This is a genomic window from Alphaproteobacteria bacterium, from assembly GCA_019635875.1.
GTDB lineage: Bacteria > Pseudomonadota > Alphaproteobacteria > Reyranellales > Reyranellaceae > JAFAZJ01.
Genome location: JAHBYP010000004.1, coordinates 565183 through 592005, shown reverse-complemented (window position 1 = coordinate 592005; position 26823 = coordinate 565183). Strand labels below are relative to the sequence as shown.

At 68.8% G+C, this 26823-nt stretch carries 26 protein-coding genes; 16 read left to right on the top strand and 10 right to left on the bottom strand.

Going from position 1 to position 26823, the window contains the following annotated elements; translation table 11 throughout:
- Positions 1–24 precede the first annotated feature (24 nt).
- Together KF889_17700 and KF889_17695 are read right to left on the bottom strand one after the other, a co-directional pair.
- Complete coding sequence (locus KF889_17700; GenBank protein ID MBX3501277.1) at positions 25–1179, bottom strand: CoA transferase; 1155 nt, start codon at positions 1177–1179, stop codon at positions 25–27.
- A 4-nt stretch (positions 1180–1183) separates the two neighbouring features.
- Positions 1184–2089 carry an EamA family transporter gene (locus tag KF889_17695; GenBank protein MBX3501276.1) on the bottom strand — a complete coding sequence of 302 codons (906 nt, stop codon included), beginning with the start codon at positions 2087–2089 and terminating at the stop codon, positions 1184–1186.
- Between the two features lie 166 nt (positions 2090–2255).
- Here KF889_17695 and KF889_17690 point away from each other — a divergent pair, with 166 nt between their 5' ends.
- The gene (locus KF889_17690; GenBank protein MBX3501275.1) at positions 2256–3092 is read left to right on the top strand and encodes a class I SAM-dependent methyltransferase; all 837 of its coding nucleotides are present in this window, start codon (positions 2256–2258) and stop codon (positions 3090–3092) included.
- A 249-nt stretch (positions 3093–3341) separates the two neighbouring features.
- On the opposite strand, the gene KF889_17685 is transcribed toward KF889_17690, so the two are convergent.
- Positions 3342–3869: a TetR family transcriptional regulator gene (locus KF889_17685; GenBank protein ID MBX3501274.1), complete on the bottom strand. Its 528-nt coding sequence runs from the start codon at positions 3867–3869 to the stop codon at positions 3342–3344.
- A gap of 74 nt (positions 3870–3943) precedes the next feature.
- On the opposite strand from KF889_17685, the gene KF889_17680 reads away from it, so the two are divergent.
- The 5 genes from KF889_17680 (at position 3944) to argC (ending at position 9349) form a co-directional block, all read left to right on the top strand.
- The gene (locus tag KF889_17680) at positions 3944–4540 is read left to right on the top strand and encodes a 2-hydroxychromene-2-carboxylate isomerase (GenBank protein ID MBX3501273.1); all 597 of its coding nucleotides are present in this window, start codon (positions 3944–3946) and stop codon (positions 4538–4540) included.
- 10 nt (positions 4541–4550) lie between these two features.
- Positions 4551–5255 (top strand): SDR family NAD(P)-dependent oxidoreductase, encoded by a 705-nt coding sequence (locus tag KF889_17675; protein ID MBX3501272.1) that lies wholly within the window; start codon positions 4551–4553, stop codon positions 5253–5255.
- 11 nt (positions 5256–5266) lie between these two features.
- A complete protein-coding gene (locus KF889_17670) occupies positions 5267–6028 on the top strand; it encodes an SDR family oxidoreductase (GenBank protein ID MBX3501271.1) in 762 nt (253 codons plus the stop codon).
- Positions 6029–6318: 290 nt separating this feature from the next.
- On the top strand, positions 6319–8055 hold the full coding sequence (gene ilvD, locus KF889_17665) for a dihydroxy-acid dehydratase (protein ID MBX3501270.1): 1737 nt from the start codon (positions 6319–6321) through the stop codon (positions 8053–8055).
- Positions 8056–8371: 316 nt separating this feature from the next.
- Positions 8372–9349 (top strand): N-acetyl-gamma-glutamyl-phosphate reductase, encoded by a 978-nt coding sequence (argC, locus tag KF889_17660; protein ID MBX3501269.1) that lies wholly within the window; start codon positions 8372–8374, stop codon positions 9347–9349.
- A 29-nt stretch (positions 9350–9378) separates the two neighbouring features.
- Here argC and KF889_17655 read toward each other — a convergent pair whose 3' ends face one another.
- Positions 9379–10515: a nitronate monooxygenase gene (locus KF889_17655; GenBank protein MBX3501268.1), complete on the bottom strand. Its 1137-nt coding sequence runs from the start codon at positions 10513–10515 to the stop codon at positions 9379–9381.
- Positions 10516–10644: 129 nt separating this feature from the next.
- Here KF889_17655 and KF889_17650 point away from each other — a divergent pair, with 129 nt between their 5' ends.
- On the top strand, positions 10645–11835 hold the full coding sequence (locus KF889_17650) for an aromatic ring-hydroxylating dioxygenase subunit alpha (protein ID MBX3501267.1): 1191 nt from the start codon (positions 10645–10647) through the stop codon (positions 11833–11835).
- Between the two features lie 34 nt (positions 11836–11869).
- Here KF889_17650 and xth read toward each other — a convergent pair whose 3' ends face one another.
- Both xth and erpA read right to left on the bottom strand, forming a co-directional pair.
- Positions 11870–12670, bottom strand: coding sequence for an exodeoxyribonuclease III (gene xth / locus KF889_17645; protein ID MBX3501266.1), 801 nt, complete (start codon positions 12668–12670; stop codon positions 11870–11872).
- Positions 12671–12796: 126 nt separating this feature from the next.
- Positions 12797–13132 carry an iron-sulfur cluster insertion protein ErpA gene (gene erpA / locus KF889_17640; protein MBX3501265.1) on the bottom strand — a complete coding sequence of 112 codons (336 nt, stop codon included), beginning with the start codon at positions 13130–13132 and terminating at the stop codon, positions 12797–12799.
- Between the two features lie 164 nt (positions 13133–13296).
- Here erpA and KF889_17635 point away from each other — a divergent pair, with 164 nt between their 5' ends.
- The gene (locus tag KF889_17635) at positions 13297–14070 is read left to right on the top strand and encodes a SapC family protein (protein MBX3501264.1); all 774 of its coding nucleotides are present in this window, start codon (positions 13297–13299) and stop codon (positions 14068–14070) included.
- Here the strand turns inward: KF889_17635 and KF889_17630 are convergent.
- Positions 14067–14984 carry a DMT family transporter gene (locus KF889_17630; protein MBX3501263.1) on the bottom strand — a complete coding sequence of 306 codons (918 nt, stop codon included), beginning with the start codon at positions 14982–14984 and terminating at the stop codon, positions 14067–14069. The genes KF889_17635 and KF889_17630 overlap by 4 nt on opposite strands.
- A gap of 100 nt (positions 14985–15084) precedes the next feature.
- On the opposite strand from KF889_17630, the gene KF889_17625 reads away from it, so the two are divergent.
- The 4 genes from KF889_17625 to KF889_17610 all read left to right on the top strand — a co-directional run bounded on the left by KF889_17625 (position 15085) and on the right by KF889_17610 (position 20272).
- Positions 15085–17337 carry an adenylate/guanylate cyclase domain-containing protein gene (locus KF889_17625; protein MBX3501262.1) on the top strand — a complete coding sequence of 751 codons (2253 nt, stop codon included), beginning with the start codon at positions 15085–15087 and terminating at the stop codon, positions 17335–17337.
- On the top strand, positions 17334–18224 hold the full coding sequence (locus KF889_17620) for a DUF4392 domain-containing protein (GenBank protein ID MBX3501261.1): 891 nt from the start codon (positions 17334–17336) through the stop codon (positions 18222–18224). Before KF889_17625 ends, KF889_17620 begins: the two co-directional genes overlap by 4 nt.
- Before the next feature lie 336 nt (positions 18225–18560).
- Positions 18561–19028, top strand: a complete 468-nt coding sequence (locus tag KF889_17615; GenBank protein MBX3501260.1) for a GNAT family N-acetyltransferase — start codon at positions 18561–18563, stop codon at positions 19026–19028.
- A 59-nt stretch (positions 19029–19087) separates the two neighbouring features.
- Positions 19088–20272 (top strand): acyl-CoA/acyl-ACP dehydrogenase, encoded by a 1185-nt coding sequence (locus KF889_17610; protein MBX3501259.1) that lies wholly within the window; start codon positions 19088–19090, stop codon positions 20270–20272.
- Between the two features lie 79 nt (positions 20273–20351).
- Here KF889_17610 and KF889_17605 read toward each other — a convergent pair whose 3' ends face one another.
- Positions 20352–20969 (bottom strand): exopolysaccharide biosynthesis protein, encoded by a 618-nt coding sequence (locus KF889_17605; protein MBX3501258.1) that lies wholly within the window; start codon positions 20967–20969, stop codon positions 20352–20354.
- A gap of 106 nt (positions 20970–21075) precedes the next feature.
- Here KF889_17605 and KF889_17600 point away from each other — a divergent pair, with 106 nt between their 5' ends.
- From KF889_17600 to KF889_17590, 3 genes are all read left to right on the top strand, one after another.
- The gene (locus KF889_17600; GenBank protein ID MBX3501257.1) at positions 21076–22056 is read left to right on the top strand and encodes an NADPH:quinone oxidoreductase family protein; all 981 of its coding nucleotides are present in this window, start codon (positions 21076–21078) and stop codon (positions 22054–22056) included.
- Between the two features lie 215 nt (positions 22057–22271).
- Positions 22272–23249: an NADPH:quinone oxidoreductase family protein gene (locus tag KF889_17595; protein ID MBX3501256.1), complete on the top strand. Its 978-nt coding sequence runs from the start codon at positions 22272–22274 to the stop codon at positions 23247–23249.
- Positions 23249–24010 carry an SDR family oxidoreductase gene (locus tag KF889_17590; GenBank protein ID MBX3501255.1) on the top strand — a complete coding sequence of 254 codons (762 nt, stop codon included), beginning with the start codon at positions 23249–23251 and terminating at the stop codon, positions 24008–24010. Before KF889_17595 ends, KF889_17590 begins: the two co-directional genes overlap by 1 nt.
- Before the next feature lie 135 nt (positions 24011–24145).
- On the opposite strand, the gene KF889_17585 is transcribed toward KF889_17590, so the two are convergent.
- On the bottom strand, positions 24146–25096 hold the full coding sequence (locus KF889_17585; protein ID MBX3501254.1) for an ABC transporter substrate-binding protein: 951 nt from the start codon (positions 25094–25096) through the stop codon (positions 24146–24148).
- Between the two features lie 137 nt (positions 25097–25233).
- On the opposite strand from KF889_17585, the gene KF889_17580 reads away from it, so the two are divergent.
- Positions 25234–25965, top strand: a complete 732-nt coding sequence (locus KF889_17580) for a hypothetical protein (GenBank protein MBX3501253.1) — start codon at positions 25234–25236, stop codon at positions 25963–25965.
- Between the two features lie 47 nt (positions 25966–26012).
- Here KF889_17580 and KF889_17575 read toward each other — a convergent pair whose 3' ends face one another.
- Entirely contained in the window at positions 26013–26780 is a 768-nt protein-coding gene (locus tag KF889_17575) for an ABC transporter permease (protein ID MBX3501252.1), read from the bottom strand.
- Positions 26781–26823: the final 43 nt, after the last annotated feature.

Here is a 26823-nt window from a genome sequence, read left to right as displayed (position 1 = left end):
ACAACCTAGTCGTGCGGACCGCGCTCAGTCGGCCAGCGCGCCGATCTCGGCCTCGGCGAGGCCGAAGGATCGCAGGACCTCGTCGGTGTGCTGGCCCAGATCGGCGCAGAAGCCGCGCACGTCTGTATTTGCGGCAGACATGCGGAAGGGCGCGGCCATGACCTGTAGCGTGCCGCCGGCGTCGGTCACCTGCTGCAGCGCCTGGCGATGCGCGGTCTGCGGGTCGGCCATCACGTCGGCGATGGTGCGGTAGCGCGAGGCCGGCACGCCGTTGGCCTCGAAGGCGGCCATCACCTCCTCGACGGAAAGCTGTGTCGACCACTTCTCCAGCTCGTCGACATACTCGCCCCAGTTGTTGCGCCGGTCGTTGTAGCGGGCGAAGCGCGCATCGGTGATCCAGTCCGGCCGGCCGGCGGCATGGCACAGGCCCTGGAAGGTCTTTTCGCTGGCCACCGCCGGCATGACGTAGCCGGTCCTGGTGCGCACCGGCCCGAACATCGGCCGGCTTGGCGGATCGATGTGCACCTGGGTACGCATGATCTCGCCCATCAGCACGCCCATCATGGTCTCGACCATCGAGACGTCGATCATCTGGCCGACACCGGTGAGCTTGCGCTGGTAGAGCGCGGCCATGATCGCGCCGAAGCAATAGGAGCCGCTGTTGAAGTCGGCGAAGAACACGCCGCAATTGTCGGGCCGCTCGCGATCCTGCTGGTAGCTCATATGGGCGATCTCGTAGCCCGAGGCGGCATGGATCATCGGCGCGTAGGCCGGCAGCTCGGCCGACGGGCCGGTCTGGCCGTAGCCCGAGATCGCCGCGTAGATCAGGTCGGGCTTGATCGCCTTGAGCTGCTCGTAGTCCAGTCCCAGCCGCTTCATCACCCCGGGCCGGAAGTTCTCGACGAGCACGTCGGCGCCGGCGACCATGCGCCTGACTGCCGCGATCGCCGATTTCTTCTTCAGGTCGAGCACGACCGAGCGCTTGCCGGCGTTGAGATAGGTGAAGACGCCCGACGCGCCGTTGCGCAGCGGCGGACGCGTGCGCATCATGTCGCCCTCCGGCGACTCGATCTTGATCACGTCGGCGCCGAGATCGGCCAGCAGCCGCGTGCAATGCGGCCCGGCGATTGTCGTCGTGAAATCCAGCACGCGGATGCCCGCAAGCGCGTCGGTCTTCATCGCTCTACCGTCCCAACAGAACCATCACCACGCCGCCGACCACGAGGATCGCGCCGCTGAACTCGCCCAGGCTCGGGCGCTCGTGCAGCATGTAGCGGCTGGCGAGAAAGGTGAAGACCAGCTCGACCTGCCCGACGGCGCGTACCAGCGCCGGGTTCTGCAGGGCGAAGCCCAGGGCCCAGCCGGCCGAGCCCATGACGCTGGTGAAGCCGACGATGCTCGAGGTGCGCCAGGTCCTGAACACGCGGCCGACCTCGCCGGGCTCGCGCGCCAGCAGCCAGGCACCCATCACCACGGTCTGGATGGTGTTCATCAGCGCCAGCGTCAGGATCGCCTTGATCATGAAATCGCCACTGGGCAGCACCTCGATGGCCTGGCGGATGCCCAGCGCGGCAACGCTGAAGAAGGTGCCGGCGGCGACGCCGACCAGCGCCGCCTTCTGCGTCCAGCCCATGACGATGGCGCGCAGGCCCTTGGCGTCACCCTTCACCGACAGCACCAGCACGCCGACCAGGCAGACGACGATGCCGACCCAGGCCAGCCAGCCGAGATGCGCGTCCAGGAACAGCGTGCCGAACAGCGCGATCTGGATGGTCTCGGTCTTGGAGTAGGCGGTGCCGACCGTGAAGTTGCGCAGCTCGAAGGTATAGATCAGCAGCGAGGTGGCGATGATCTGCCCCATGCCGCCCAGCGCCGCCCACGCGACGAAGCGCCAGTCGAACGTCGGCAGCACGCGCTCGCCCACGGTGAGCAGCAATACGAGCATCAGGATCGAGAGCGGCGCGCCATAGGCATAGCGCACGAAATTCGCGCCGTTGGTGCTGAGCTGGGCTCTCATCTTCTGTTGCAGCGCGGTGCGGATGGTCTGAAACAGCGCCGCGCCGATGGTGATCGGTATCCAGAGTTCCACGCGTTACTTTCTCTCGTTGCCCGGCGCACTGTAGCGGGCGGATGGCTTCTCGGCGAGCCGCGCGGGAGCGGTCCTGCGCCATGGGCTGTTCCGAGGCTCGTTCTGGAGGGATGATGCGCCCGCATGCGGGCATCGTCCCGGGACGACAGAGCGGGAGGAAAGGCGCATGGCGGAGAAGACCGAAGACCGCGTGGCGCGGCACTACGGCCGGGGCGATCTCGAGCGGACGATCCTCGCCGCGCTGGTCGCCGCGGGCAAGGACGTCGATCGCCTGACGCCGGAGGACCTGGCGCCGGGCGACGAGTTCCATACCGGCGGACGGGAGGCGACGGCGGACCTCGCCGACCAGGCCGGCTTCGCGGCGGGCCAGCATCTTCTCGACATCGGCTGCGGCATCGGCGGCGCGTCGCGCTTCTTCGCCCACCAGCGCGGCTGTCGCGTGACCGGCATCGATCTGACCGAGGACTACGTACGCACCGCCGAGGCCCTGTCGCGCCGGGTCGGCCTCGGCGACGCGGTCTCCTATCGGCAGGCGAGCGCGCTCGTCCTGCCGTTCGCCGACGCGACGTTCGACGGTGCCTACATGATCCATGTCGGCATGAACGTCGAGGACAAGGCCGCGCTGTTCTCGGGCGTGCGCCGGGTGCTCAAGCGCGGCGGCACCTTCGCCGTGTTTGACATCGCCGGGGCAGGCGACGGCGAGCTGCGCTACCCCGTGCCGTGGTCGGCGAGCCGCGAGACGAGCTTCCTCGCCAGCGTCCCGGACTATCGCCTCAGGCTGCAGGAAGCCGGCTTCGACGTCGTCAAGCAACGCGATCGCAGCGACTTCGCGCGCGGCTTCTTCGCCAATGTCGCGGCGCGGGCCGCCGGGGCCGGCGGGCCGCCGCCGCTTGGCACGCACATCCTGATGAAGGACGACGCGGCGCAGAAGATCGCCAACGTCGTTGCCGGCCTCGCCGGCGGCCTGATCGCGCCTACCGAGTTCATCTGCCGCGCGCGATAGAGCGGCGTGTCGTTGTCGCGTGTGGCTTTCTTCCCTTCTCCCCGCGCAGGCGCGGAGAAGGTGCCCGAAGGGCGGATGAGGGGCTTCACGGTGTTGCGGTCGAACGCGGTGCCGGTTGCGCCGCTGCGAAGCCCCTCATCCGCCGCGCTGACGCTCGGCACCTTCTCCCCGCCTGCGCGGGGAGAAGGGAAGAACGTCCCATGCAATCGAGATGCTTGACCGCGCGCTCGGGACGAATGCCCAGGCTGCTCAGGGCAGGAGCTCTCGCCTGGCTGCCTGCAGGATCTCGTCGCGCAGCGCCGGTTTCTCGACGGCTCGTGCCAGCACCACGGCGCCGACCAGCAGGGCCATCGAAGCCATCGCCTGCTCGCGTCCCTCCAGCCGTTGCGCCAGATCGTCGAGCGATCGTTCGAGGCCTCGAGAGAAGGCGCCGCGGATCGCCGGCGCGCTGCGCGGCATGTCGGCGCTCAGGGCGGTGTAGGGGCATCCGCTGGCGCGGCGGCGGACGTGACGCGGGCTGAGATAGGCCTCGACATACGTTCGCCAATCGTGCCGGCCCGAGACGGTGGCGGATTTCTCGAGCATGCGCGCGATCGCTTCGCGCAAAAGCGCATCCTTGGAGGAAAACTGCGCGTACAGGGCACCGTGGGTCAGCCCCGCGGCGGCCGCCACATCGGCGACCCCGACCTTGTCGACTCCGCGCTCGCGCAGCAGCTTGGCGGCGGCTTCCAGCAGATTTTCTCGGTGTCGGGTGACAACTTCTTTCGAGACTTTCACCGGTCGATTCCGTATTCATTACGCATACAATGATTAATCCAATCATTGCGATCATCATCATAGGCCGGCCGCCGATGTCCCGCCAGATCGAGTTCGTGTTCGACTTCCTCAGCCCCTACAGCTACCTGGCGACGACGCAGCTCCCGCGTTTGCGCGCCGAGACGGGAGCCGGGATCGCCTACACGCCCTTCCGCATCCTCGAGCTGATGAAGCTCGTGGGCAATCGGCCGACGACCGTGGAATGCAAGAACAAGGGCGCCTATGCCGGCGCCGACATCCAGCGTTGGGCCGCGCGATACGGCGTGCCGTTCAAGCGCAACCCGCATTTGCGCGGCTTCGATCACGACCTGCTGCGCCGCGCGGCCCTTGCCGCCATCGAGCAGGGCCGCGGTGAGGCGTATGTCGCGACGGTCTACGGCGCGCTCTGGGCCGGCGACGCCGACCTCTCGCAGCGGTCCATCTTCAGGGCTGTGCTCGATCAGGCCGGCCTCGACGGAGAAGCCCTGCTCGAGGCCGCCGGCGAGGCGCGCTTCGGCGAGTTTCTCGACAAATCCACCGAGGCGGCCGCCCAGCGCGGTGTCTTCGGATCGCCGACCTTCTTCGTCGGTGAGCAGATGTTCTTCGGCAATGACCGGCTCGACTTCGTCGTCGAGGCGTGCAAGGCGGCATAGGGAGGGCGAGATGGCCGATCAACAGGTCTGTGTCGTCACCGGCGTGGGGCCCGGCACGGGCTCCGCGCTCGCGCGGCGCTTCGCCAGGGGCGGATACCGCGTCGCCTTGCTCGCGCGCACGAAGGACAGGCTGCGTGAGCTGGAAGCCGAGTTGCCCGGCGCCAAGGCCTTTCCCTGCGACGTGTCGGACCCGCAGCAGGTGGACAGCGTGCTCGGGCAGGTCGAGCGCGAGCTGGGCCAGCCCTCGGTGCTGATCCACAACGCCGTCGGCGGCGCCTTCGGATCGTTCCAGGAGATCGATCCCCAAGTGCTGAACCGCAACTTCCAGGTCAACACCATGGCGCTGCTCTACCTTGCGCGGCGGCTGGCCCCGGCGATGGTGCAGGCCGGCCGCGGCGCGATCCTGGTGACGGGCAACACCTCGGCCCAGCGCGGAAGGCCGCTCTTCGCCGGCTTCGCCCCGACCAAGGCGGCGCAGCGCATCCTCACCGAAGCCATGGCGCGCGAGCTTGGCCCCAGGGGCGTGCACGTCGCCTATCTGGTCATCGACGCGGTGATCGACGTTCCCTGGGCGCGCGAGCGCTACAAGGACAAGCCCGACGAGTTCTTCATCAAGCCGGCGGCGATCGCCGACGAGCTGTGGCACGTCGCCAACCAGGATCGCAGCGCCTGGTCCTTCAATGTCGAAGTGCGGCCCTTCGCCGAGACCTGGTAGCGAGATCCACCATGACCACATCCGGCACCCAGGAAGTCGCGTTGATCGTCGGCGGCGGCCCCGGCATCAGCTCGAGTTGCGCCCGCCTGTTCGCACGGAACGGCATGCGGGTCGCCGTCGCCGCCCGGACCCCGGACAAGCCGGTCCTCCTGGCTCTCGAGAAGGCGCACGGCGTGCGGCGATACGCCTGCGATGCCAGCGATCCTGCCGCTGTGGAGACGCTGTTCCAGGACGTCGCGCGCGATCTCGGCGTTCCTCGGCTCGTTGTCCACAACATCGACGGCCGCGTTGCCGGGATCTTTCGCAAGAAGATCACGGAGGTCGACCCGGGCATGGTGCTCGACACGGTCCGCAACGCCGCCTACAGCGCCTTCCTGGTCGGCCAGCAGGCGGCGCGCGCCCTGCGCGGCAACGAGCCGGCTGCCAACGGCGCCAGAGGCACGATCATCTTCACCAACGCCAGCGCGGCGCTGAAGGGCTTCCCGGCGAGCGGCGCCTTCGCCATGGCATGCCACGCGAAGGCCGGCCTGGCGCAGAGCATGGCCCGGGAATTGATGCCCGAGGGCATCCACGTCGCCAACGTGCCGATCGACGCCGCCATCGGCTGGACGCAGGAGGACGGCAGGCGCGCGCACCGTCGCGCCGGCACCAGCGTCGACGATAACATGGCCGATCCCGACCACATCGCCGAGACCTATCTGCAGCTGCATCGCCAGCACCGCTCGACCTGGGCATTCGAGGTGGTGCTGCGTCCATGGCTGGAAAAGTGGTGAGCGCGTAGCACGGCCCATCCGCAGCCGTCGGCTTCACTCCCTCTCCCCGCAAGCGGGGAGAGGGTCGGGGTGAGGGGTCGATTGAGGTTGCGCACGTCGGCGGTGCGCCACTCGATGCAGCCCCTCACCCCAACCCTCTCCCCGCAAGCGGGGAGAGGGAGCACGGCGATGAGCTAGCGGGCTTGCGGTGGCGTGGCTAAGGTGCGCGGGCAATCTCGGCCCGTATCCGCCAGGAGCCCGTCCCGATGAAAAAGCCGGCCAAGGCCCAGAAACCCCGAAAGGCGGGCCGGATGCGCGCGCCGCATCCCAACCCGACGCTCGACAAGTCGAAGCTGCCCAGCCGCCACACCACGGTCGGGCCGGAGCGCGCGCCGCACCGTTCGTACCTCTACGCCATGGGGCTGACCGAGAAGCAGATCGGCCAGCCGCTGGTCGGTGTCGCGACCTGCTGGAACGAGGCGGCGCCCTGCAACATCGCGCTCAATCGCCAGGCGCAGGCAGTGAAGACCGGCGTCGATCGCGCCGGCGGCACGCCGCGCGAGTTCACCACCATCACCGTGACCGACGGCATCGCCATGGGCCACCAGGGTATGAAGTCGTCGCTGGCCAGCCGCGACCTCATCGCCGATTCCGTCGAGCTCACCATGCGCGGCCATTGCTACGACGCGATGGTGACGCTCGCCGGCTGCGACAAGTCGCTGCCCGGCATGATGATGTCGATGCTCAGGCTCAACGTGCCGTCGGTGTTCATGTATGGCGGCTCGATCATGCCCGGCAAGTTCCGCGGCAAGGATGTCACCGCGGTCGACGTCTTCGAGGGCGTCGGCATGCACGCCGCCGGCAAGTTCACCGACGCCGATCTGCACGAGCTGGAGTGCGTGGCGTGCCCTTCGGCCGGCTCCTGCGGCGGGCAGTTCACCGCCAACACCATGGCCTGCGTCTCGGAGGCGATCGGCCTGGCGCTGCCCGGCTCGGCTGGCTCGCCGGCGCCCTACGAGTCGCGCGACGAATATGCGCGGGCCTCGGGCGAGGCGGTGATGAACCTGCTGAGGCTCGGCATCCGCCCGCGCGACATCGCCACCCGCGAGGCCTTCGAGAACGCCGCCACCGTCGTCGCCGCCACCGGCGGCTCGACCAATGCGGGGCTGCACCTGCCGGCGATGGCGCATGAATGCGGCATCAAGTTCGACCTGCACGACGTGGCCAAGATCTTCAAGAAGACGCCGTACATCGCCGACCTCAAGCCCGGCGGCAAGTACGTCGCGCTCGACATGCATCGCATCGGCGGCATCCCCGTGGTGATCAGGGAGCTGCTCGACAACGGCCTGCTGCACGGCGACTGCCTCACCGTCACCGGCAGGACGCTGGCGGAGAACCACAGGGACGTGGTGTTCCCCGACGACCAGGACGTCGTCTATCGGGTGAAGAACTGCATCACGCCGACCGGCGGCGTGGTCGGCCTGAAGGGCACCCTGGCGCCCGACGGCGCGATCGTGAAGGTCGCGGGCATGCAGCGTCTCGTCTTCCGCGGTCCCGCGCGTTGCTTCGACAGCGAGGAGGCGGCGTTCGAGGCTGTCGTGAAGGGCAAGTTCAAGGAAGGCGAGGTCATCGTCATCCGCTACGAAGGCCCCAAGGGCGGGCCGGGCATGCGCGAGATGCTGTCGACCACGGCGGCGCTCTACGGCCTGGGCGTGGGCGAGAAGGTGGCGCTGATCACCGACGGGCGCTTCTCCGGCGGCACGCGCGGCTTCTGCGTCGGCCATGTCGGCCCCGAAGCACAGGTCGGCGGCCCGATCGGCCTCTTGAAGAACGGCGACATGATCGTCATCGATGCGGTCAAGGGCCGCCTCGATGTCGAGCTGTCGAGCAAGGAGTTGCGCAAGCGCGCGAAGAAGTGGAAGCCGAGGAAGAACGGCTACACCTCAGGCGCGCTGTGGAAGTACGCCGCACTGGTCGGCCCCGCGGTCGACGGCGCGCTGACCCATCCGGGCGCGAAGAAGGAAAGCCACGTCTTCGCCGATATCTGATCGGCTTCTTCGTTCTCTTGGTGACCGGGCATTCTCCTATGAGGCCGTTCAACTAACATTCCGCTTGACGCTGAATGTGGGTAACGACAGTTTCAAGAAGCATGATCAGGAACCGGCCCCTTTGCGACCGACGCCGACGTCGCTGCATCCCAGCGGCGGCCCTTCAGGCTGCGCGTCGATCAGCGTCCGTCCACGTGGTGACCGCCTCATCGTAGGTCCCTCGAGACGGAGCGGCCTCGACCCGCGTTCCTGAACCCCCGCAGCCCTCGGCTCCGGGGGTTTTGTTTTGCCCGAACTCCACCAGAAGGACATCACCATGAGCATTCGCGTCGGCATTGTCGGGATCAGCGGTTTTGGCGGCGGCGAGGCGATGCGCCTGGTCGCGAGCCACCCGTCCTTCGAGCTGGTCTACGCCGCGGGCGAGGGCAGCGCGGGCAGCCGGTTGGTGGACCGCTTCCCCGGTACGCCGGCCAGGCTGGCCGAGCTGGTGATCGAGAAGTGGGACCCCGCGCGCCTGCCGAAGCTCGACGTGCTGTTCGCGTCGCTGCCCACGGGCGCCTCGGCCGAGGCGCTGGCGCGCGTCGCCAAGGACGTGAAGATCGTCGACATCGGCGGCGACCACCGCTACGTCGAAGGTTGGGCGTACGGCCTGGCCGACGTCTGGCCGGCCCAGATCGGGGGACAGAGCCGCGTCGCCAACCCCGGCTGCTTCCCTGCGGCGGTGCTGAACGCGCTGGCACCGCTGCTGGCCGACAAGCTGATCGAGCCTGGCAACATCGTGATCGACGCCAAGACGGGCATCTCCGGTGCCGGCCGGGGCGGCGCCGACAGCAGGTTCGGCTACGCCGAGGGCAACGAGAACCTGGTGCCCTATGGTCTGCTCAAGCACACCCACATGCCGGAGATGGCCAGGACGATCGAGCGGCTGAGCGGCGGCAGCGCGGCCGGGCTGGTGTTCACGCCGCATCTGGTGCCGATGACCCGCGGCGTGCTCGCCACCATCTACTGTCGCGGCCGCGCCACCACGCAGCAATGCCTGGACTCGGCGCGGCGCTTCTACGCCGCCCGCGCGTTCGTGCGCGTGACCGACAATCCGCCGCAGACCAAGTGGGCGACCGGCTCGAACTTCGCATTCGTCAGCTACGCGGCCGATCCGGAACGCAACCTGGTGATCGCGATGGGCGTGGTCGACAATCTCGGCAAGGGAGCGGCCGGCCAGGCGGTGCAGAACGCGAACCTGATCTGCGGCCTGCCGGAAACCGCGGGGCTGGACGGCGCACCCGTTTGGCCATGAGACCTTGTGCGGTTCCATGCTGTCCGTCGTCAATCCGCCAGCGTGCCGGACAGGCGCTCGACGGCTTCGGCGTAGTCGCGCATGAAGTCGTAGACCACGCTGCGCGCTGACTGCTCCGCGTTCATCAGGCCGACGGCCTGGCCGACGTAGTAGGTGGCGAGCGCCTTGGCGCCGGCATGGCCGCTCTCGGCCAGCTGGTCGATGCGCGCGAAGGCGCGTCGCACCGCCAGCCCCTGCAGCGGCATGGGCAGCGGATCGGGCGCGCCTTCGGCCTGCCAGGCATCGGTCCACGGCGAGCGCAGCTGGCGGGTGTATTTTCCCGTGCGGCTGCGCGAGCGCACGGTGTCGCGTGACGTGGCGGCCAGCATCTTCTGCTTCACGGTCGGGCTGGTCTCGGCTTCCGCCGTCGTCAGCCAGACCGACGCGGTCCACGCCCCATGCGCGCCCATCGCCATGCAGGCAGCCATCTGGCGGCCGGTGGCGATGCCGCCGGCGGCCAGCACGCGGATGTTCGGGTAGGGCTCCATCGCCTGCAGCACCTCGGGGATCAGCACCATCGTCGAGATTTCGCCGCAATGGCCGCCGGCCTCGGTGCCGGCGACGACGAGGATATCGACGCCTGCCGCGGCATGGCGCAGCGCGTGCTCCTTCGAGCCGGTCAGTGCGCCGACCGGTACGCCCTTGGCGCGCGCATGCTCGAACATCGTCGGCGGCGGCACGCCCAGCGCATTGACCACCAGCCCGATCGGGTGCGCGAAGGCGACGTCCAGCAGTGCCGCGGCACCGGACTCGCGCAGGTTCTCGCCGTAGGAGCCGGGCGGTGCGGCGTCCCACAGGCCCGTGGTGTCGATGCCGTGGCGTTCGAGCAGGCCGCTGATGTGGCGGCGATGCTCCGGCGGGATGCGGGCCTCGAGCTCGGCCGCCGTGACGCCGCCTTCCTTGGCTTCCATCCTGTTGGGCACCAGTAGGTCGACGCCGTAGGGCTTGCCCTTCACCTTCTCGTCGATCCAGTTGAGCTCGATGTCGAGGGATTGCGGCGTGTGGCCGACGGCGCCCAGCACGCCCATGCCGCCAGCATTGGTGACCGCCGCCACCACGTCGCGGCAATGGCTGAAGGCGAAAAGCGGAAACTCGATCCCGAGATCCTTGCATAGCGCCGACTTCATCGCTTGGCTCCTGCGCTGTCCGCCGCCGACTATAGATCGCTGTCGATGCTCCGGCGCGCCCTGTTGACGCGCCATTCCGCCCGGGGGAACGTGGGCGAGGCGCCTGCGGCGCGAAGGTGGAGCGAAGCGATGAGTGTCGATCAGGGAACCGCGTATGGCCTGAAGGCGCCGACCTACGATCCGCGCCTGACGGAAGTCGGGCGCGGCACGCCGATGGGCGAGCTGCTGCGGCGCTACTGGCATCCGGTCGGGCTGGCCGCGGACGCCACGTCGGTGCCGCGCGCCCTGCGCGTGCTGGGCGAGGACCTGATCCTGTTCCGCGACGGGCAGGGCAGGGCCGGCCTGGTCTATCCGCGCTGCTGCCATCGCGGCACCACGCTGTACTACGGCAAGGTCGAGGAGCGCGGCATACGCTGCTGCTATCACGGCTGGCTGTTCGACGTCGAAGGCCACTGCCTGGAGATGCCCTGCGAGCCCAATCCCACCGGCGCGCAATGCCAGCGCGTGCGCCAGCCCTGGTATCCGGTCGAGGAGCGCTACGGCCTGGTGTTCGCCTACATGGGGCCACCCGAGCGCAAGCCGGTGCTGCCGCGCTACGAGCCGCTGGAGGTGATGGGGCCGGGCGAGTTCGTCGAGACCGACGATTCGAGCATCGGCTCCGGCGGCATCCAGATCGCGCCCTGCAACTGGCTGCAGCACTACGAGAACGTGGTCGACCCGTACCACGTGCCGATCCTGCACGGCAGCTTCAGCGGCCCGCAATTCGCGCAGATCATGATGGGCTTCCCCAAGGTGAAGTTCGCCTACGGGCCGATCAGCGTGAAGGCGATTTCGGTGCGGAGCCTGCCCGACGGCCGCCTCTTCCGGCGCGTCACCGAGGCGGCGCTGCCGACCCTGCGCGTGGTCGCCAACCCGCAGGTCGGCGAGCGCTTCGGCATGGTCGAGTCGATCGGCTGGACCCTGCCGATCGACGACACGCATTACCGCATCTACGTCGCCGGCCGCGTGCGCGAGGCGGGCGAGCTGAAGAAGTTCCGCTCGAAGTACAACGGCAAGACCTGGGCCGAGCTGAGCGAAGCCGAGCACCAGCAATTCCCCGGCGACACCGAGGCGCAGGTCGGGCAGGGCGCCATCACCTTCCACTCGCAGGAGCACCTGATGTCGAGCGACCAGGGCGTGTCGATGCTGCGCATGCTGCTGCGCCGCCAGCTCGACGCCGTGGCGCGCGGCGACAATCCGGCCGGCACGGCCTTTAACGAGGCCGACGCCTATGTGCGCTTCGAGTCCGGCCAGTACCTCGAGGACGCCACCGCGGCGTAGCACATCTAACCTTCCCCCTCCGGGAAGGTTGGGTTCACACGCTCAAGAGCTCGGCGTCGAGCACGCACCACACCGGCACATGGTCCGACGGCTCGGCGCGGCCGCGCTCGGCCTTGTCGATGTCGCAGGCGCGCAGCCGGTCGGTGGCCTGCGGCGAGAGCAGCAGGTGGTCGATGCGCAGGCCGTTGTCCTTGTTCCAGGCGCCGGCCTGGTAGTCCCAGAAGCTGTAGGCGTGCTCGGTGGGATGCAGGCAGCGATAGGCGTCGGTCATGCCGAGGTTGAGCATGGCGCGAAAGGCGCTGCGCGACTCCGGCCGGCACAGCGCGTCGTCGGCCCAGCCCGCCGGGTCGTAGACGTCCTTGTCGGTCGGGCAGACGTTGTAGTCGCCACCCATCACCAGCATCTCCTCCTCGCCCAGCAAGGCGCGCGCGCGCTCGCGCAGGCGGCGCATGAAGCCCAGCTTGTAGGGGAATTTCTCGGTGTTGGCGGGATTGCCGTTGGGCAGGTAGATGCCGGCCACCCTGAGCGGCCCGGCCGTGGTCACGAACTTCGCCTCGACATAGCGCGACTGCACGTCGGCTTCGTCACCCGGCAGGGCGCGCGCCGTGACCTCGATCGGCGGCACGCGCGAGAGCATGGCGACGCCGTTGAAGGTCTTCTGGCCGATGATCTCGCATTTGTAGCCGGCGCCCTCGACCTCGAGCCGCGGGAATTGCGGCTCCTGGCACTTGATCTCCTGCAGCACGACGATGTCGGGCTGCGCGCGCTGCAGCCAGTCGGTGAGGTTGCCGACCCGCCGGCGGATCGAGTTGATGTTCCAGGTCGCGATCTTCATGCCGGCATTCTAGCCGACGCCTCGGCGCGCGTTGACTGTCATTCCGAGCGCAGCGAGGAATCCAGAGCCGCCCTGGATCCCTCGCTTCGCTCGGGATGACAGGCGGGCGATTCGACTGAATACGCCTCAGACCGCGAACGAGGAGCCGCAGCCGCAGGACGACGTGGCGTTGGGGTTGCGCACCTGGAACGAGGCGCCGACCATCTCGTCGACGTAGTCGATCTCGCTGCCCTTGATGAACTCCAGCGAGGTGCTGTCGATCAGCACCGTGGCGCCGTTCTTCTCGATCACCACGTCGTCGTCGTTGCGCCGGGTGTCGAAGTCGAAATTGTACTGGAAGCCCGAGCAGCCGCCGCCCAGCACGGCGACGCGCAGCATCGAGGGCTGCTGCTCGCGCGAGGCGAGGTAGGCGATGCGGCGGGCGGCGCTGTCGGTCAGGACCACGCCCAGGGGTTCGCTCATCTCTTGTCTCCGGCGGCCCCGGGGCCGCGCTCGGCGTTGCTGCCGCCTAAATGTGGGGTCTCGGCACTCCCTGTCAACCTCATGCGGCGTAAGGGTTTGGGTGGGCCGGTGGCACCGTGATAAGGTCGCGCCGTCTGCCGCACCATAAGGAATAGGGAAATCCCATGGTCGACGCCCCTCCGGCCGCCCAGTCCGCCCTGCCGCTGTTCTACAAGCAGCCCCGGCCGCTGGATGCCAAGACCCACGGCTCCAGCCGGCTGAAGGACAACGCCAGCTTCGCCTTCGCCCGGGCGGCCAACTCGGTGCCGGTCAACGGCGTCGAGTTTCCCATCGCCCAGCGCCACTACCCGATCGTCTTCACCGGCACCGGCAAGCCGTTCCCGGCCGCCGTCCTGGGCCTGCGGGTCGACGAGAACCTGTTCGTCGGCGCCGACGGGCGCTGGGTCGAGGGCATCTACGTGCCGGCCTATGTCCGGCGTTACCCCTTCGTCTTCATCGAGGCGCCCGAGGACAAGCTGATCCTGGCGATCGACGAGGGCAGCGGCCTGCTGGTCGACGACGGCCCGCACAAGCTGTTCGACGAGGCCGGCAAGCCCACGCCGCTGGTCAACGGCGCCCTGCAGTTCTGCGGCGCCTACCAGGCCAATTTCAGGCAGACCCTGGAGTTCGTCGACTCGCTGCTTGAGCACGACCTGCTGGCCGACAATCGCGCCAATGCCGTGCTGGCCGGCGGCGAGCGCCTGAGCCTGGGTGGCTTCAAGGTGATCGACGAGGAGAAGTTCAAGGCGCTGCCGGCGCTGGTGCTGAAGACCTGGCGCGACCAGGGCTGGCTCGCCTGGGTCTACGCCCATTTCTTCTCGCTGGGCGGCTGGAACGGCCTGGCGGCGCTGGCCAGCAAGAAGCCGCCCGCCGTCGAGGTCGGGGCCAGGCGGGGTTAGTCTTTGGCAGCGCCGGCGCTGCGGGCCCGCACGCTCTCGCGGTAGAGGATGTACAGCCCGGAGCCGATCACCAGCGGCAGGCCATACCACACGCTGTCGCCCGGCAGCTCGTGGAAGAAGATCCAGCCAAAGCCGAAGGCGAAGATGATGGCGGTGTACTCGAAGGGCGCCAGCACCGAGGGCGGCGCCAGCCTGAGCGCGCGGGTCGAGAAGATCTGGCCGACGCCGCCCATCAGCCCGACCGCCGCCAGCCACAGCCAGTCCCAGCCGTCCGGATCGCGCCAATGCGTGTCAGGGTCGACCAGGCACAGGCCGCCGAACACCACCAGGCAGGCGGTGCCGTAGTAGAACATCGAGGACTCGTCGCGGTCGGTGCGCGCGATGCGGCGCAGCAGGACGATATTGAAGGCGTAGATGAAGGTCGCGCCCAGGGTGACCATCGAGACGATGCCGATTCCGGCGCCGGGATTGAGGATGACCATGACGCCGATGAAGCCGACGCCGATCGCGCTCCAGCGACGCCAGCCGACCTGCTCGCCGAGGAGCGGGATCGACAGCGCCGCCATGAAGAAGGGCGCGGCGAAGGATATGGCGTAGACGTCGACCAGCGGCGCGCGCGGGAAGGCCCAGAAGAAGCCGAAGGTCGCCGCCAGGCCGCAAACCGCGCGAATCGCCTGCGTGCCGGGCTGGCGCGTGCGCAGGGCGGCAACGCCGACGCTCATCGACATCATGATCAGGATCGGGATGAAGGCGAGGGCGCTGCGGAAGAGCAGGACCTGCGCCACCGGATAGCCGCCGCCCAGCCACTTCACCAGCGTGTCCATCCCGGCGAACACCACGATGGCCCCGAACTTGGCGTAGATGCCGTAGACGACGTGCCGGTCGGTGGCGCCCAATGCGGCTTGACCGAACATGCGCGCGACTTAGCACGCGGCTTCGGCAACGTCACTTTTTCGCTTCGCTCATGCTGCTCTGCGCTAATGTCACGCCGATGTCGTGCGACGTTGCCATTCCGTGAAGCGCCTGCGCCGGTTCCTGGCCGCGCGCCTGCCGCTGCTGGCGTCCCTGGCGGTGCTGGTCGGAGCGCTGCTGCTGCGCGCCGCCGATCCGGCCGCCGTCACCCGGCTGCGCGACTTCGCCTTCGACACCTTCCAGCGTATCCAGCCGCGCGCGGTGCCGGCCGACATGCCGGTGCGCATCGTCGATATCGACGAGGAGGCGCTGGCGGCGCATGGCCAGTGGCCCTGGCCGCGCACCATAGTGGCGCGCCTGACCGAGCGACTGGTCGAGAAGGGTGCGCTGGTCATCGCCTTCGACGTGATCTTCGCCGAGCCCGACCGCTCCTCGATCCCGCGCCTGGCGCGCGACCTGGCGAGCTTCACCGATCCGGAGACGCTCAACCGCATCGTCACCACGTTTCCCGACAACGACGTGGTCTTCGCCGCGGCGCTCGCGGGCTCCAGAAGCGTGCTGGGCTTCGGCTTCGAGCCGGTGGCGCGCGGCACCCCGCCCCGGCGCAAGAACGGCTTCGCCGCCGCCGGTGACGATCCGCGCGGCTTCCTGCCGATCTGGCCGGGCTCGGTGAAGCCGCTCGACATCCTCGAGCAGGCGGCGAAGGGACTGGGCAGCGTCAACACCGATCCCGATCCGTCGAGCGATGCCGGCGTGGTGCGCCGCGTGCCGATGCTGTTCCGGCTGGGCGGGCAGAGCGAGCCCTATCCGGCGCTGGCGATCGAGACCCTGCGCGTGGCGCAGGACGCCAGCACCTACATCGCCAAGAGCTCCAATGCCAGCGGGCAGGTCGCCTTCGGCGTGCGCACCGGCATGGTTTCGATCAAGGTCGGGCAGGTCGAGATCCCGACCGACGCCCAGGGCCGCATCACGCTCTATGATTCGGGACATCGGCGGTCGCGCTACGTGTCTGCCAGGGCGGTGCTCGACGGCAGCGTGCCGGCCGACAGGATCGACGGCCACATCGTCTTCATCGGCACCAGTGCGCTGGGCCTGAAGGACCTGCGCAACACGCCGATCGCGGCCAACGTGCCGGGCGTCGAGGTCCACGCCCAGATCGTCGAGCAGGTGCTGTCGGGCGTGTACCTGCTGCGACCCGACTTCGCCACCGGGCTGGAGCTGGTTTTCATCGTTCTGGTCGGCGCGATCTTCGTGGTGCTGGTGCCGCGGCTGGGCGGCGGGCAGATGGCGCTGGGTGCGCTGCTCGCCATCGCCATCGCCGTGTTCGGGCCGTGGCTCGTTTTCTGGTCGAGCCGCCTGCTGCTCGATCCGATCTATCCGGCCGCGACGCTCGCGGCGGTCTATGCCGTGGGCTCGGCCTTCAGCTTCATGCGGGCCGAGGCGGAGCGGGCGCGCATCCGCGGCGCCTTCGGCATGTACCTCTCGCCCGATCTCGTTTCCCAGCTGGCGCGCAATCCCGATCAGCTCAAGCTGGGCGGCGAGCAGCGCGAGATCACCGTGATGTTCACCGACGTGCGCGGCTTCACGACCATCGCCGAGCAGTTCGACCCGCAGGGCCTGGCGGTGTTCATGAACCGCTTCCTGACGCCGATGACCGACATCATCCTCGAGGCGCACGGCACGGTCGACAAGTACATGGGCGACAACATCATGGCGTTCTGGAACGCGCCGCTCGAGCTGAAGCATCATCCGAGAAATGCCTGCGAGGCGGCGCTGGTCATGACACGCCGCCTGGCCGAGCTCAACGTCGAGTGGCGGCGCGAGGCGCACGAGCAGGGGCGCAACCACATCCCGGTGATGATGGGCATCGGCATCAACACGGGTGTGGCCTCGGTGGGCAATTTCGGCAGCACGCAGCGCTTCGCCTATACCCTGCTGGGCGATTCGGTCAATCTCGCCTCGCGCCTGGAGGGCCAGTGCAAGACCTACGCCGTTGGCACGATCCTCGGCGAGGCCACGGCGAAGGCGGTCGGAGAGTTCGCGCTGGTCGAGATCGACCTCATCCAGGTCAAGGGAAAGACCGAGCCAGAGCGCATCTATGCGCTGGCCGGCGACCGGGCGATGGCGGCCACGCCGGCGTTCGCGGCGTTGCTCGAGAAGCAGGAGGCGTTTCTGGTGGCGTACAGGGCAGGCGATTTCGAGGAGGCGCTCGCGCGCGTGCGCGCGGCCAAGGTGGCCGCCGAGGCGGCGGGCTGGGTCAACGGCTATCACGACGTGATGCGCAAGCGGACCAAGAAGCTGATCGCCGCACCGCCGCCGATCTGGGATGGCGTCTTCGTGGCCAAAGACAAATGAGGCGTCCCCAGGATCGCGTCGCCGCCATCGAGGCGGTGATCTGCCGCGAGGTCGGCCGCGGCGCCGCGCCGCTGATGGCGGCCACTGCGGGTAATCTGCTGCGCGCCGTCGAGTCGATCGCCGAGGTGCACGCGCCGCGCGTCGGCCTGATCACCGGCTTCGCCGTGCCGACGGAGCAGGGGCCGCGCCCCGAGACCGACGGGCCCGGCGGCATGGCGCACATGGCCGCCGCCTTCCGCGCCGCCGGCTGGCCGGTGCGGCTGGCGACCGATGCGCTGTGCGCGCCGGCCTGCCGGGTGGCGCTGGCCGCGCTGCCGCGCGCCGCCGACGTGCCGGTCGATCTCGACGATGCCGCGACGGTGGCGAGACGATGGATCGACGCGGGCATCACGCATGTGATCTCGATCGAGCGCTGCGGCCGCGCGCGCGACGGCAGGCCGCGCAACATGCGCGGCGAGGACGTCTCGGCCTTCACGCCGGCGCTCGACGATCTGTTCCTCGCCGGCAAATGGCGGCGCATCGCCATCGGCGACGGCGGCAACGAGATCGGCATGGGCAGCCTGGCGCCCGAGCTGATCGCGCGCACCGTGCCCAACGGCGAGCGCATCGCCTGCGCCACCGCGGCCGACGACCTGATTGTCGCCGGCGTCTCCAACTGGGGCGGTTACGGCCTGGTCGGCGCGCTGGCGGCGGTGATGCCGGCGCTGGCGCCGGTGCTGCTGGAGTCGCTGGACGCGGAGCACGACGCGCGCCTGCTCGAACGCCTTGTGCGCGAGGGCGGCACGGTGGATGGCGTGACGCGCAAGGCCGAGGCGACGGTCGACGGCATGCCGCCCGAGGTGCACGCCGAGGTGATCGCCGCGATCCGCGCGGCGGCTATCGGCTGAACGCCGCGCGGGCGCGATCCAGCGCCGGCACCAGGATGCCGGCGGCGAGACCCCGGAAGGCCGAGCCGAGCCCGACGAACGTCGCCTCCGAGGCGCTGACGGCAAAACGCGAGGCCGGCGGCGTCGCGATGCGGCGGCTGGTCCAGCGCCACGCCCAATGCGCCGATGAAGGGCGCGAGCAGGGTGAGGCCGGCGATGCGCATGCGGGGAGAAGTAAAGAGCGGGCGCCTCTATCGCAGCGCGGACGCTGACCTGCAAGTCGGTTAGAAGCGATCGCAAATGCCAATCGAGACGACACGCTTGCGATTGCGCCGGTGGCACACGAGCGATCGTGACGTGTTCGCCGCCATGAACGGCGACGCCGTGGTCATGGCCGACGAGGGCGGGCCGCTTGATCGCGCTGCGAGCGATGCGAAGCTCGACCGGTACATGGCTGCCTTCGAGCGTCACGGCTTCGGCCGCTGGGTGGTCGAGGAGCGCTACGGTGCGTTTCTCGGCTACGCCGGGATCATGCCGTCGCCGGCCGGCCATCCGCTGGGAGAGCACTTCGAGATCGGCTGGCGGCTCGTGCGCGCGGCCTGGGGACAGGGCTACGCCACCGAAGCGGCAGGGGCGGCGCTGGATGACGCGCTGGGGCGAGCGGGGTTGCCCGAGGTCCTGGCCTACACGGCGCCCGACAATTTGCGCTCGCAGGCGGTGATGCGGCGGCTACACCTGCTGCGCGATCCGGCGCGGGATTTCACCGCCGACTATGGAAGCCAGAAGGGCTGGCGCGGTTTGGTCTGGGTGGCACGGCGCGGCTGACGGTTGCCCTGCCGGCGGACGGCGGCTAGTACCGTCGCCACCCAACAGACGGACGACCCATGGCCACCGCGACGCTCGCCGACACGCCCTATGCGCCGACCCATCCCGAGATCCGCGACGCGGTGCGCGCGCTCTGCCTTAAGTTCGACGGCGCCTATTGGCGCAAGCTCGATCGCGAGCGCGGCTATCCCACCGATTTCGTCAAGGCGCTGACCGAGGCCGGCTGGCTGTCGATCCTGATCCCCGAGGAATATGGCGGCGCCGGGCTGGGCATCTCGGCGGCCAGCGCCGTGCTGGAGGAGATCCACCGCGCCGGCTGCAACGCCGCGGCCTGCCACGCGCAGATGTACATCATGGGCACGGTGCTGCGGCACGGCAGCAAGGAGCAGAAGCAGCGTTACCTGCCGAAGATCGCCACCGGCGAGATGCGCCTGCAGGCCTTCGGCGTCACCGAGCCCAGCAGCGGCACCGACACGCTCAGCCTGCGCACCACGGCAGTGAAGAAGAACAACAGCACCTATGTCGTGAACGGCCAGAAGGTGTGGACCAGTCGCGCCGAGCACTCCGACCTGATGCTGCTGCTGGCACGCACCACGCCCAAGGACCAGCAGGCCAAGCGCACCGAGGGCCTCTCGGTGTTCCTCGTCGACATGCGCGAGACGCTCGGCAAGGGCCTCACCATCCGGCCGATCCGCACGATGATGAACCACAACAGCACCGAAGTGTTCTTCGACAACATGGAAGTGCCGGCCGAGAACCTGATCGGCGAGGAGGGGCAGGGCTTCCGCTATATCCTCTCGGGCATGAACGCCGAGCGCGTGCTGATCGCCTCGGAGTGCATCGGCGACGGCCGCTGGTTCATCGAGAAAGCGGTGAGCTACGCCAAGGAGCGCAAGCTGTTCGGCCGGCCGATCGGCCAGAACCAGGGCGTGCAATATCCCATCGCGCGTGCCTACACCCAGATCGAGGCCGCAGACCTGATGGTGCGCAAGGCTGCGACGCTGTTCGAGGCCGGCATCAACGCCGGCGCCGACGCCAACATGGCCAAGATGCTGGCCTCGGAAGCGGCCTGGGCCTGCGCCGAGATGTGCGTGCAGACGCATGGCGGCTTCGGCTTCGCCGAGGAGTACGACATCGAGCGCAAGTTCCGCGAGGCGCGCCTCTACACCGTGGCGCCGATCTCGACCAACATGGTGCTGAACTTCGTCGCCGAGCACGTGCTGGGATTGCCGCGATCGTATTGACGCACGCCGTCGTCCTGAGCGTCAGCGAAGGACCTCGCGGTGGTGCGTGAGCGCGATATCGCTGGATCCTTCGCTTCGCTCAGAGTGACAGCGAGGCCTTGAACCACGCCCAGGCCTGGCTCATCCAGCCGCTGACCATCGCCGGCGCCTCGCGGTAGACGGCCAGCAGCACGATCGTCCACACCGTGGTGAAGACGGTGAAGATCCAGCCGAGGATCGCCATCACGCCATCGCGCTCGAGCAGCGCCAGCGCGAAGAACATCACCGCCCAGGCTGGGAAGAAATTGTCGAAAGGGATGGGCAGCGCCAGCACGATGGCGTTAGCCAGCGCTGCGATCGTCAGCGCCAGACGCGATGTGTTGCGCGTCCAGCCGCCAAGCCGGGGGCGCACGCGGCGTTCCAGCCAGTTGAGCCTGGGCCGTGCCTTGATCATGAATCGCTGCAGGCGCGAGCGCGGCAGGCACTTCCTGCCGATGAAGCGCGGCAGATGCGCAGCAGGTCGCGCCATCAGCATCTGGACGAGCACGATGCAGATCGGGATGCCGGTGATGGTCGACAGCCAGGGAATGCCTGTCGGAATGCAGTTGGGCAGGTCGAAGACGGCGACAACCAGCGGATAGGAGCGCCCGCGCATGCCGTCGAGCAGCGACTGGATGCTCACCGTTTCCTGCGGCGGCCCGGCGAACAGCCTGTCCATGGTTTCGGCAAGCGGCTCGCGCGGGGCGGCGTTGGTGGGCGAATCCGGGGTCACGCGGCTACGGTAGAGGCAAGCCTGTTACAGCGGCAAGCAGAAGGGTGTGGGTATGCGCGCGATCGTCTGCGAAGCCTGGGGGCCGGCGGAATCCCTGATCCTGAAGGAGCTGCCGTCGCCGCCCCTGGGCACAGGCGAGGTGCGCGTGGCCATTCGCGCCGCCGGCGTGAACTTCCCCGACGTGCTGATGATCGCCGGCAAGTACCAGCGCAAGCCGCCATTCCCCTTCATCCCCGGGCTGGAGATGGCCGGCGAGGTGATCGAGATCGGCGCCGGCGTGTCGCATCTGAGGGTCGGTGACCGGGTCTTCGGCATGTGTGGCGTGGGCGGCTTCGCGAGCGAGATCGTCTTGCGCGCCGACATGGTGTGGAAGATGCCCGACGCGATGTCGTGGATCGACGGCGCGGCCTTCCCGGTGGTCTATCTCACCTCGTACTACGCCCTCAACAACCGGGCCAGGCTCAAGGCGGGCGAGACGCTGCTGGTGCTGGGCGCCGCCGGTGGCGTGGGCCTGACCGCCTGCGAGATCGGCGCGGCGATGGGCGCCGACGTGATCGCGGTGGCGAGCACGGCGCAGAAGCGCGAGCTGGCGGCCAGGCACGGCGCGCGACGGCAGATCGACTACGGTCCCGCGCGGCTGCGCGACAGCGTCAACGAGCTCACCGCGGGCAGGGGCGCCGACGTGATCTACGATCCGGTGGGCGGCGACGCCTTCGACGAGTGCCTGCGCTGCATCGCCTGGGGCGGGCGCCTGCTGGTCGTGGGCTTCGCCTCGGGCCGCATCCCCTTGGCGCCGGCCAACCTGCTGCTGCTCAAGGGCGCCGAGCTGCGCGGCATCCGCACCGCCGGCTGGCGCGAGCAGTTCCCGCGGGAAGCCGATGTGGCGATGCAGGGCGTGCTGGCGCTCTACGGCGCCGGCAAGCTCAAGCCCCATGTGTCCGCGGTGCTGCCGCTGGAGAAAGCGCCCGAAGCCCTGCGGATCCTCGACGGCCGGCAAGCCACGGGAAAGGTCGTGCTCGACGTCGCCGCGTGATTCCCCGCTTTGCCTTCCCCCGGAGGGTAGGGCGATCGCATATGGCCTTCTGCTCCCTCTCCTCGCAAGCGGGGAGAGGGAGCAGAAGGCCAACCCATATGCGATTGCCCTACCCTCCGGGGGAAGGCAAGCCAAGGTGCGGAATTGGCGGGTTTGCGGTGCCGCCTTGCTGGCGTATCAATCGGGCCATTGATCGATCAACGGGAGCGAGACCCATGCGGGCGATGATCAGCGACAAGCCGGGCGGACCGGAAAGTCTCGAGCTGCGTGACATGCCGTCGAAACCCCTGGGCAAGGGCGAAGTGCGCGTCGCCGTGCATGCCGCCGGCGTGAACTTTCCCGACACGCTGATCATCGCCGACAAGTACCAGTTCAAGCCGCCGCGCCCGTTCTCGCCCGGCCACGAGGTCGGCGGCGTGGTCAGCGAGATCGGCGAGGGCGTGGCCGACTATGCGGTGGGCGACCGCGTGATCGGCATGATCGGCCATGGCGGCTACGCCGAGGAGGCGGTCATCCCTACCGCCAATCTGCTGCCGATGCCCGCGAACATGACGTTCGAGGAGGGTGCCGCCTTCACCATGACCTACGGCACCAGCTATTACGCACTCAAGCAGCGCGGCGATCTGTTACCGGGCGAGACGCTGCTGGTGCTGGGCGCCGCCGGCGGCGTCGGGCTCACCGCCGTCGAGCTCGGCGCGCTGATGGGTGCCAGGGTAATCGCCGCCGTCGGCTCCGACGAGAAGATGGAGGTCTGCCGCAAGTACGGTGCCACCATGTTCGTGAACTACTCGAAGGAGAAGATGCGCGACAAGGTCAGGGAGCTCACCGACGGCAAGGGCGCCGACGTGATTTATGACGCCGTCGGCGGCGACGCCTTTGACGAGGCGATCCGCTGCATCAACTGGTTGGGCCGCCTGCTGGTGATCGGATTCGCCTCGGGCCGCATCCCCTCGCTGCCGGCCAACCTCGCGCTTCTGAAGAGCTGCGACGTGCGCGGCGTGTTCTACGGCGCCTGGCGCGCGCGCGAGCCGGAGGCGGCGCGGCAGAACTTCACCGAGATGTTCGACTGGGTGCGCCAGGGCAAGCTCAAGCCGCATATCTCGATGACCTTCCCGCTCGACAAGGCGGCCGACGCGATGAACGCGCTGCTCTCGCGCAAGGCGACGGGCAAGGTCGTGATCAAGGTGCGCTGATGTCGTTCAACCGCCTGCAGGGCAAGGTCGCGATCATCACCGGCGCGGCCTCCGGCATCGGCGCCGCCAGCGCCAGGCTGTTCGCCGAGGAGGGCGCCCAGGTGCTCGCCGTCGACCGGCCGGGCAGCGCCATCGACACTGTCCACACGGGCGAGCAGGCGATCGCGCCGCTTTCCTGCGACATCACCGACGACGACGCGCCCAGGCGCATCATCGGCGCCGCGCTGGATCGCTTCGGCGGCATCGACATCCTGTTCAACAACGCCGGCGTGAGCGGCCGTCACTTCGCCGAGGAGATGACCGACGAGCAGTGGGATCGGGTCATGGACGTCAACGTGCGCGCCATGTTCCGGACGTGTCGCGAGGCCATCCCGCATCTGCGCAGGCGCGCCGAGGAGAAGGGCCGCGCGCGCATCATCAACACCGCCTCGGTGATGGCCTTCGACACCGACTACGGTCTTGCGGCCTACTGCGCCTCGAAGGCCGGCGTCGCCGGCCTGACGCACACGCTGGCGCTGGAGCTCGGCAAGTTCCGCATCACCGCCAACTACATCCTGCCCGGCGCAGTCTACAGCGGGCTGACCAAGACGAATTTCGACAATCCCGAGATCGCCGCGATCTGGGCCAAGAAGGCGGCGCTGCGCCGGCTCGGCCAACCCATCGACCTCGCCCGCGGCGCCCTGCTGCTGGCCTGCGACGATTCCGACTTCATCACCGGGCACGGCCTCGTGGTCGATGGCGGGCTGACGTTGCGCACTTGAATGCCCTTCCCCCGGAGGGGGAAGGTGCCCGAAGGGCGAAAGGGGGATGTCGAAGACGAACGCAGGAGTCGTTGAGGCATCCCCCATCCGTCAGCGCTTCGCGCTGCCACCTTCCCCCTCCGGGGGAAGGTAAGGTCACCTGATCTCCCGCACGTAGCCGTTGATATCCGGCACCTCCTTGATCAGACCGCGGGCCTTGAGGAACGCGGCGAAGCGTTCGTAGCGGATGCGGTCGAGTGCGGCCGGATCGGCGGCGAGCAGCGGCAGGGTGTCCTTCCAGGCGCGCTTGTTGAGCTCGTTGGCGACCTCCTTGCCGCCGTACTTCTCGAACTCCTTCCACGCCGCGTCAGGATTGGCGCGCAGCCAGGTCGTGGCCTCGCGCAGCGCCGCCAGCAGGCGCTTCGTCTTCGCCTCGTCGAGCGTGTCCTTCTTCGCCACCAGCACCAGCTCGTCGTAGACCGGCACGCCGTGCTTCTCGACCAGGAAGGCGGTGCCCTTCATGCCCTCGATCTCGAGGTCGTTGAGCTCGAAGTTGCGGAAGGCGCCGATCACCGCGTCGACCTGCTTGGTCTTCAGCGCAGCGGTCAGCGCGAAGTTGATGTTGATCAGGGTGACGTCCTGCAGCTTCAGGCCGTGGGTCTCGAGCATGGCCGCGAGCGTCACCTCCTCGAAGCCCGCGACCGAGAAGCCGATCTTCTTGCCCTTGAGGTCGGCGATCTTCTTGATCGGCCCATCGGCCAGCACGACCAGCGAGTTCAGGGGCTGCTGCACCAGCGCGCCGACGCGCACCAGCGGCACCTTGTCGGCCACCATCATCTGCAATTGCGGCTGGTAGGAGACCGCGTAGTCGCCCTTGCCGGCGGCGACCAGGCGCGGCGGTGCGCTGGGATCGGAGGGCACCACGAGCTCCACCTCCAGCCCGTGCCTTGCGAAGATGCCCTGCGTCTTGGCGATCACCAGCGCGGCGTGGTCGGGGTTGAGGAACCAGTCGAGCAGGATGGTGATCTTGTCCTGGGCCCGTGCCGCAGCGGGCAGGGCGAGCATTGCGGCGAGCAGCGCCGCGCCGAGGATGCGAAAGACGGTCATCGGGAACCTCCTGGGGAAACGGATTGTGGATCGATGGCGATAGCGCGCGCCAACGCGTTGAAGATGCTGTGATTCGCGGGTACGGTGCGGGCATGGGCGGCCGACTCGCGGCCGCCCTCAAACGCCGGAGAGCGCTGATGTCGATGAATCAACTGCCGCCGACGGCCCCCGGGCCGGGTGATGTGCCGTTCAACACCGTGGATTCCGGGCGTGGCATCGAGTGGTTGAAGGGCGGATGGGCGGAGTTCATCGCCAATCCCGGCATCTGGGTCGCCATCGCGCTGATCTTCGGCGTCGCGGTCTTCGTGCTGAACCTCATCCCCTTCATCGGCGGCCTGGCCGTGGCGCTGCTGACCCCCGTGGTCGGCGGCGGCATCATGCTGGGCTGCCGCGCGCGCGCCTCGGGCGGCAAGGTGCAGATCGAGCATCTGTGGGCCGGCTTCCAGGGCCCGGTGGCGCAGCTGATCATCATCGGCGCCGTGACCCTGGGCGTCGGCATCCTGATCGGCCTGCTGATGGCCGTGGTCGGCGGCGCGGCGATGATGGGCGCGGCGACCGGGTCCGGCGGCATGGCCATGGGCGGCCTGTTCCTCGGCTTCGTCCTGTCGCTGGTGCTGATCATCCCCCTGGCCATGGCGACCTGGTTCGCCATCCCGCTGGTGGCGATCCGCGGCGTCGACGCGATCACCGCGCTGAAGAGCAGCTTCAAGGCCTCGCTCGGCAATCTGGTGCCGCTGATCGTGCTCGGCGTGATCTACGCCGTGCTGATGTTCATCGCCTCGCTGCCCTTCGGCCTGGGCCTGCTGGTCGTGTTGCCGATGGTCTGGGGCTCGCAATACGCCGCGTTCAAGGACATCTTCGGCGGCTGATCTGCCTTCCCCCGCCGGGGGAAGGGAAGGTCCGAGCTTCCCGACCATCATCGGCGGGCCTCGCCGTTGGCCGGCTCATCGCCGGGCAGCCAGCGGGTGAGGCGCGCCATCACCGCGTCGACGGCGAAGTACAGCGTCACGCCCAGCACGCCGAGCACGATCAGCGCGGCGAAGGCCAGGGTGGTCTGGCCGCGTCCGAGCTGCTGCATCATCAGATAGCCCAGCCCGGCGCTGGCGCCGACCCATTCGCCGATCACCGCGCCGATCGGCGCCACCGAGGCCGCGACGCGCGCGCCGCTGGCGAAGGCGGGCAAGGCGGCGGGCAGGCGGATGCGCAGCAGCACGGCGCGCGGCGGCGCGTCCATCACCCGTGCCAGGTCGAGCCAGCCGGGATCGACGCGGCGCAGCCCGTCATAGAGGCTGCTGGCGACCGGGAAGAAGATCACCAGGGTGGCCATCGCCACCTTCGAGAGCATGCCGTAGCCCAGCCACAGCACCAGCAACGGCGCGATGGCGAAGACCGGCACCGCCTGGCTCAGCACGATGATCGGCAGGCCCCAGGGCCGCAGGCGCACGAAGCGCGTCAGCAGCAGCGCCACGGCGGCGCCCAGCGTCAGCCCGGCGAGCAGCCCGAGCGCGATCTCCGCCGCGGTGTGCAGACCGTGCAACAGCAGCGTGTCGCCGCGCTCGACGAACTCGAGGGCGACGCGCGAGGGTGCCGGCAGGATGAAGTGCGGCGTCCCGTCGATCCGCACGAATGCCTCCCATGCCAGCAATAGCCCGGCGGCGATGAGCAGGGGGCGCAGCACTTTCATGCCTTCCCCCGGAGGGGGAAGGTGGCGCGCGCAGCGCGACGGA

Coding starts and splice junctions, on each gene's coding strand:
- KF889_17700 (MBX3501277.1), bottom strand. CDS start 1,179: ATGAAGACCGACGCGCTTGCGGGCATCCGCGTGCTGGATTTCACGACG.
- KF889_17690 (MBX3501275.1), top strand. CDS start 2,256: ATGGCGGAGAAGACCGAAGACCGCGTGGCGCGGCACTACGGCCGGGGC.
- KF889_17680 (MBX3501273.1), top strand. CDS start 3,944: ATGTCCCGCCAGATCGAGTTCGTGTTCGACTTCCTCAGCCCCTACAGC.
- KF889_17675 (MBX3501272.1), top strand. CDS start 4,551: ATGGCCGATCAACAGGTCTGTGTCGTCACCGGCGTGGGGCCCGGCACG.
- KF889_17670 (MBX3501271.1), top strand. CDS start 5,267: ATGACCACATCCGGCACCCAGGAAGTCGCGTTGATCGTCGGCGGCGGC.
- ilvD (MBX3501270.1), top strand. CDS start 6,319: ATGCGCGCGCCGCATCCCAACCCGACGCTCGACAAGTCGAAGCTGCCC.
- argC (MBX3501269.1), top strand. CDS start 8,372: ATGAGCATTCGCGTCGGCATTGTCGGGATCAGCGGTTTTGGCGGCGGC.
- KF889_17655 (MBX3501268.1), bottom strand. CDS start 10,515: ATGAAGTCGGCGCTATGCAAGGATCTCGGGATCGAGTTTCCGCTTTTC.
- KF889_17650 (MBX3501267.1), top strand. CDS start 10,645: ATGAGTGTCGATCAGGGAACCGCGTATGGCCTGAAGGCGCCGACCTAC.
- xth (MBX3501266.1), bottom strand. CDS start 12,670: ATGAAGATCGCGACCTGGAACATCAACTCGATCCGCCGGCGGGTCGGC.
- erpA (MBX3501265.1), bottom strand. CDS start 13,132: ATGAGCGAACCCCTGGGCGTGGTCCTGACCGACAGCGCCGCCCGCCGC.
- KF889_17635 (MBX3501264.1), top strand. CDS start 13,297: ATGGTCGACGCCCCTCCGGCCGCCCAGTCCGCCCTGCCGCTGTTCTAC.
- KF889_17630 (MBX3501263.1), bottom strand. CDS start 14,984: ATGTTCGGTCAAGCCGCATTGGGCGCCACCGACCGGCACGTCGTCTAC.
- KF889_17620 (MBX3501261.1), top strand. CDS start 17,334: ATGAGGCGTCCCCAGGATCGCGTCGCCGCCATCGAGGCGGTGATCTGC.
- KF889_17610 (MBX3501259.1), top strand. CDS start 19,088: ATGGCCACCGCGACGCTCGCCGACACGCCCTATGCGCCGACCCATCCC.
- KF889_17605 (MBX3501258.1), bottom strand. CDS start 20,969: ATGGACAGGCTGTTCGCCGGGCCGCCGCAGGAAACGGTGAGCATCCAG.
- KF889_17600 (MBX3501257.1), top strand. CDS start 21,076: ATGCGCGCGATCGTCTGCGAAGCCTGGGGGCCGGCGGAATCCCTGATC.
- KF889_17595 (MBX3501256.1), top strand. CDS start 22,272: ATGCGGGCGATGATCAGCGACAAGCCGGGCGGACCGGAAAGTCTCGAG.
- KF889_17590 (MBX3501255.1), top strand. CDS start 23,249: ATGTCGTTCAACCGCCTGCAGGGCAAGGTCGCGATCATCACCGGCGCG.
- KF889_17585 (MBX3501254.1), bottom strand. CDS start 25,096: ATGACCGTCTTTCGCATCCTCGGCGCGGCGCTGCTCGCCGCAATGCTC.
- KF889_17580 (MBX3501253.1), top strand. CDS start 25,234: ATGTCGATGAATCAACTGCCGCCGACGGCCCCCGGGCCGGGTGATGTG.
- KF889_17575 (MBX3501252.1), bottom strand. CDS start 26,780: ATGAAAGTGCTGCGCCCCCTGCTCATCGCCGCCGGGCTATTGCTGGCA.